The sequence below is a fragment of the Citreicoccus inhibens genome, from assembly GCF_019039035.1.
GTDB lineage: Bacteria > Myxococcota > Myxococcia > Myxococcales > Myxococcaceae > Citreicoccus > Citreicoccus inhibens.
In genome coordinates this window covers 1-1,403 of sequence record NZ_JAHNZT010000115.1, presented here as the reverse complement: position 1 = coordinate 1,403, position 1,403 = coordinate 1, and the positions used below count along the sequence as shown (strand labels likewise).

Here is a 1,403-nt window from a genome sequence, read left to right as displayed (position 1 = left end):
CCTGCGTCCTCATCACCACCGTGTTCACGAAGAAGCCCAGCAGCCCCTCTGTCTCTCCTCTCGTCCGGTTCGCGATCGGCGAACCCACGCACACTTCTTCCTGGCCCGCGTTCCTCGCCAGCACCACTTGATACGCGGTCAGCAACACCATGTACGGCGTTGCCCCCTCGCGCTGCGCCAGCGACTGGACGCCCTCCCACAGGTTCCGCGACCAGGAGATCGCACAGGTCGCGCCACGGAACGTCTGCACCGCGGGACGCGGCCGATCCGTCAGTAACTCCAATGCCCGAGGCGCACCCGCGAGCTGCTGCTTCCAGTAATTCAGTTGCGATTCCAGTGCGCTTCCCTGGAGCCAGCCGCGCTGCCACACCGCGTAGTCCGCGTACTGCACCGGCAACTCGGGAAGGACAGGGACGCGCGTCTGGATGAACGCGGCATACAGCTGCGCCATCTCACGCATGAGAATGCCCATGGACCAGCCGTCCGACACGATGTGGTGCATCACCAGCACCAACACGTGCTCCTGCTCCGCCAGCCGCACCAACGTCGTCCGCAGCAGCGGACCTCGCGCCAGGTCGAACGGCCCTTGGGCTTCGCTCTTCAGGATTCGATCGAACTCCGCAGCTCGCTGCTCCTCGGGAAGTGCCCGGAGGTCAATGGTCGCGAAGTGCTGCGCGCAGACCTCATGAATGACTTGCGTCGGCGATCCGGATTGCTCGCGGAAGGTCGTGCGGAGGGTTTCGTGTCGCTGCACGAGCGCGTGAAAGCTGCGCTCCAATGCTTCGACGTCCAGCGCCCCGCTCAGTCGCACCGCCACCGGCACGTTGTAGAACGCGCTCCCCGGCTCCAACTGGTCCAGGAACCACAACCGCTGCTGCGCGAATGACAGCGGCAGCCCTCCCGTCCGCTCCACTCGTCTGAGTTCGGGTTGCTTCGGCTTCCCCTTCGCTCCTCGGCTCAACCGCTCCGCCAAGGCCTCCACCGTCGGCGCCTCGAAGATGTCCCTCAGTGGCAACTCCACTTGGAACTCTTCCCTCACCCGCGACACCAACTGCGTCGCCAGCAGGGAGTGCCCTCCCAGCTCGAAGAAGTCTCCCCTCACCCCCACTCGCTCGACGTTCAGCACCTCCTCGAAGAGGCGCGTGAGTCTCTTCTCCTCCTCCGTCCTCGCCCCCTCCCACTCCTCCTCCGCCACCTTCAGCTCCGGCGCAGGCAACGCCCTCCGGTCCACCTTCCCATTCGCCGTCACCGGCAGCGCCTCCAGCACCACCCACGCTGTCGGCACCATGTACTCCGGCAACTTCCTCCTCAGCCCCTCCCTCCACTCCTCCACGCCAACCCCCGCCCCCTCCTCCAGCGTCACGTACCCCACCAGCCTCTTCCCCTCCGCCCCGTCCTCCCTC

General features: G+C 66.1%; 1 protein-coding gene. It reads right to left on the bottom strand.

Annotated features, from left to right (window positions below):
* Window positions 1–1,363 (bottom strand): condensation domain-containing protein (locus KRR26_RS36485; protein ID WP_456237611.1); only part of this gene is annotated, 1,363 nt, incomplete at its 3' end.
* Window positions 1,364–1,403: the final 40 nt, after the last annotated feature.